This is a genomic window from Pseudomonadota bacterium (genome assembly GCA_027624715.1).
Classification (GTDB): domain Bacteria; phylum Pseudomonadota; class Gammaproteobacteria; order Burkholderiales; family Eutrophovitaceae; genus Eutrophovita.
Window position 1 is genome coordinate 1 of sequence record JAQBTV010000029.1, and the last position, 4,240, is coordinate 4,240.

Genomic DNA, 4,240 nt, shown 5'->3' on the forward strand with positions numbered 1-4,240 from the left:
AGGGAAAACTATTGATTGGGTAAGAGATGCCTGTAGTTGATGATAAACGTACTATCCACGTACGAAAAGCTCCAGACCTTACTCAAAAGAAACTAAGAGAAAAAGGTCTGTCCCCGGTTCTCGCCCGTGTCCTTGCGGCCAGAGGCATCAAAGAGGCCGACGAGTTAGACGATACGCTCTCAAACTTAATTCCATACGACAATCTAAAAAATTGTCGAAAAGCAGCACAACTATTAGCAGACGCCATCAATAACAAAGAAAAAATCCTAATTGTTGCCGACTACGATGCCGACGGCGCTACAGCAGCGGCCATAGCCATCCTCTTTCTGCGTGATGCGGGTGTAACTGTTGATTATTTCGTACCCAATCGCATTGAACACGGATATGGTCTAACCCCTGAAATTGTAGACATTGTGGCTGCAAAAAATATCGACCTAATCATCACTGTGGACAATGGAATCGCGAGCATCAGCGGCGTAGCCAGAGCTCATGAGTTTGGCATTAAAGTATTGATTACAGACCATCACCTGCCAGGATCAGAGTTGCCGAAAGCCGCGTGCATTGTCAACCCCAACCAACCTGGCGATGATTTTGAAAGTAAGTCAATCGCTGGCGTAGGGGTTATGTTCTACGTATTAATTGCACTGAGAAGCGAATTAAGGGATCGCGGTCACTTCAAAGCGATAGATTCAGAGCCGAATTTAGCCGATCTTCTGGATCTCGTTGCATTAGGCACAGTCGCTGATGTCGTTCCACTGGACCGTAATAATCGAATTCTTGTCGCTCAAGGCTTACGTCGCATACGCTCGGGAAAAATAAATCTGGGAATTAAAGCACTATTACGCGTAGCCAAGAAAGATTCATCCCTTGCTCGCGCATCCGACTTTGGATTTGCAGTAGGCCCTCGACTTAACGCCGCAGGGCGACTAACTGATATGAGACTAGGGATTGAGTGCTTAATCTCCAACAATCCTGACATCGCCATGGGCTTGGCCGAAGAATTAGATCGACTCAATGTCGAACGACGACACATTGAAGACGGGATGAAAGATCAAGCATTAAAAATTTTAGATAGCATCGACACTAAAATCGATGCCGGAGTGACGCTTTTTGATCCGAATTGGCATTCGGGGGTTGTTGGAATTCTGGCGTCACGCATGAAAGAAAAACTCAACCGACCGGTTATCGTTTTTGCCCTTGAGAAAAATGGAGACCTTAAAGGATCTGGCAGATCAATACAGGGCATCCACCTCCGTGATGTCCTTGACGTCCTAACTAAAATAGATCCAAATATTATCGATAAGTTTGGCGGACACGCAATGGCTGCCGGACTGACAATTAAGAAAACTCAACTTGAACGGTTCTCAGAATTATTTAATGATGTTATCACTGCCGAATTAAAAAAAAATGTCATCGACAATTCGATATATATCGATGGGCCACTCGAGGAATCCGATGCCGCTTCTACCCTCGCACAAGAAATAAGGATGCTAGTCTGGGGCCAAGGTTTTCCCGAACCTTCATTTAAAAATGAGCTATACGTTAGAACACATCAACTATTGAATGAAACACATACGAAGCTGCAAGTTTCTTTCTCGCCAAAGGGGGTTTCAATGGATGCCATTCGATTTAACTTTAATGACGCCGTCCCGGATATCATTGATTGCGTATATCGACTAGACGTAAATGATTTCTTCGACCATAAGCCTGTGCAGTTAATCATAGAAACCTGGTAAAACTCACACCATAGCGTACTAACGCCAAACCTGTAGGCTAGCTATCAAGTTGTAATCTCATTAAGGCCAAATAAGACACACAAGACAAAATATTTTTTGCAACGAATCCGGTAAAATAACCCATTACTTACTTTATATATCGAGGCACACTACTGACGCTATGGAATCCGAATACATAAACGCGATACAAGAAAAAATACGGGATTTAGTCGATCGTACCTCGCAACTTCGGGGGTACCTTTGACTACGATGTCAAATGTGATCGTCTCGGTGAAGTAGCCCGTCTATTAGAAGATCCAGAAATCTGGCAAAACCCAGAAAATGCCCGAGAAATTGGTAAGGAGAAAAAATCACTTGAGGCCGTTGTGACGGTTTTATCATCGAATATGGCACAAGTGAAAGATATGGCGGAACTCCTCTTCCTTGCTGTCCAAGAGGACGACCAAGAAACTCTTGAATCAATCGAGCTCGACTTATCTCAAGCGGAAATTAAAATCGCTGAACTCGAATTTCGACGCATGTTTTCAAATGCAATTGATAAGAATGGATGCTTTCTTGACATTCAGTCAGGTGCCGGTGGAACAGAGAGTCAAGACTGGGCAGCGATGCTCTTACGCATGTATTCTCGATACACAGATATTAAATCCTTTAGCGCAGAAATTTTAGAGGAATCTCCAGGTGAAGTTGCAGGAATTAAGAGTGCCGTATTGAAAATTTCAGGTGAATACGCCTACGGGACACTACGAACCGAAACCGGAATTCACCGATTGGTTAGAAAATCACCATTCGACTCGAATGCTAAAAGGCATACGTCATTCGCAAGCGTTTTTGTGTACCCCGAGGTCGATGACTCGATTGAAGTGGAGATAAATCCGACAGAACTCAGGATCGATACCTATAGAGCCAGTGGTGCCGGAGGACAGCACGTTAACCGAACGGATTCGGCAGTGCGTATTACTCACATTCCAACAAACACCGTCGTACAGTGCCAAAACGATAGATCTCAGCATAAAAATAAAGCGGAAGCAATGTCCATGCTCAAATCAAAGCTCTACGAACTGGAACTTCGCAAGCGGCAATCGGAACAACAAAAACTTGAAGATTCAAAATCGGACATTGGGTGGGGTCACCAAATACGATCTTACGTACTCGACCAATCTCGGATAAAAGATTTACGTACTAATGTTGAAACAGGTAATACGCAAGCTGTATTAGACGGCAACCTAGACATATTCATTCAAGCAAGCCTTAAACAAGGTCTCTAACCAAAAGGGAATTTTATGTCCGAAACCAAAAATTCACCTCAAACAATTGCGATCGATACCAATCAGATCATCAAAGAACGTCGCGCTAAGCTGACTAAGCTTCGAGAATCTGGGAATGCATTCCCAAACGATTTTGAACGAAAAGATCTAGCTCAAGAGATACATGACAGGTATTGCGAACTTGACAAAGAACGCCTTGAAGAAATACAGGCGAGTGCGACTGTTGCTGGAAGAATCATGTTGAAACGCGTCATGGGTAGAGCTAGTTTCGCAACAATACAAGACATGTCAGGCCAGATTCAGCTCTATATCAACAATGAGGGTATTGGCGAGAAAGAACACTCAGCCTTCAAACATTGGGATTTGGGTGACATAATTGGTGCTTCTGGCATTTTATTTAAGACTAAGACAGGAGAGCTCAGCATACGAGTCAGCGCTCTGAGGCTGTTGACTAAATCATTACGCCCATTGCCAGAAAAGTTCCACGGATTAACAGATCAAGAGCAACGCTATCGCCAACGCTATGTCGACCTCATTGTTACGCCTGAAGCAAAAAAGAATTTTCATACACGATCGAAAGCAATACAAGTATTAAGGGCATTTTTCACTGAACGTGGGTATCTCGAAGTTGAGACCCCAATGATGCAATCAATCCCCGGTGGCGCTGCAGCGAAACCGTTTGTCACACATCATAATGCTCTCGATATACAGCTCTATTTAAGAGTCGCTCCAGAGTTATATTTAAAACGACTTGTAGTTGGTGGTTTTGAAAAGGTTTTTGAGATTAACCGGAACTTTCGTAATGAGGGTATATCAACCAGACATAATCCTGAATTCACGATGCTCGAGTTCTACGAAGCTTATCAAGATTACCGTTACTTGATGGACCTAACCGAAACAATGCTACGAGAGCTTTCTCAAGCCTGCACGGGTTCAAGTCAAATCATATACCAGGGGCTTGCGATCGATTTTTCTAAACCTTTCCAGCGCCTTACTATGGCTGAAGCGATCAGTACACATAACGCCGAGTATGCATCAGCCAACCTTCATGATCCCGAATTTTTGCGTAAGGAACTCAACAAACGCAAAGTGGCGACCTATCCCACCGATGGATTGGGTATGCTGCAGCTCAAGTTATTTGAAGAGACCACAGAGGAGAAACTAATCGAACCAACGTTTATTGTTGCCCATCCCACCGATGTCTCTCCCCTAGCAAGAAGTAACGACAAACAACCCGAA

General features: G+C 43.9%; 3 protein-coding genes. All 3 read left to right on the top strand.

The features are described from left to right. Window positions 1–26 precede the first annotated feature (26 nt). Window positions 27–1,736, top strand: coding sequence for a single-stranded-DNA-specific exonuclease RecJ (gene recJ, locus O3A65_08865; GenBank protein MDA1332569.1), 1,710 nt, complete (start codon window positions 27–29; stop codon window positions 1,734–1,736). A 160-nt stretch (window positions 1,737–1,896) separates the two neighbouring features. Then, window positions 1,897–3,001, top strand: a protein-coding gene (gene prfB / locus O3A65_08870; protein ID MDA1332570.1) for a peptide chain release factor 2 whose coding sequence is annotated in 2 segments (ribosomal slippage) — window positions 1,897–1,977 and window positions 1,979–3,001 — 1,104 coding nt in all. Because the reading frame shifts where the segments join, the coding sequence is not laid out codon by codon here. Between the two features lie 15 nt (window positions 3,002–3,016). After that, window positions 3,017–4,240: lysine--tRNA ligase (lysS, locus tag O3A65_08875; protein ID MDA1332571.1), on the top strand; the 1,224-nt coding region annotated here is incomplete at its 3' end.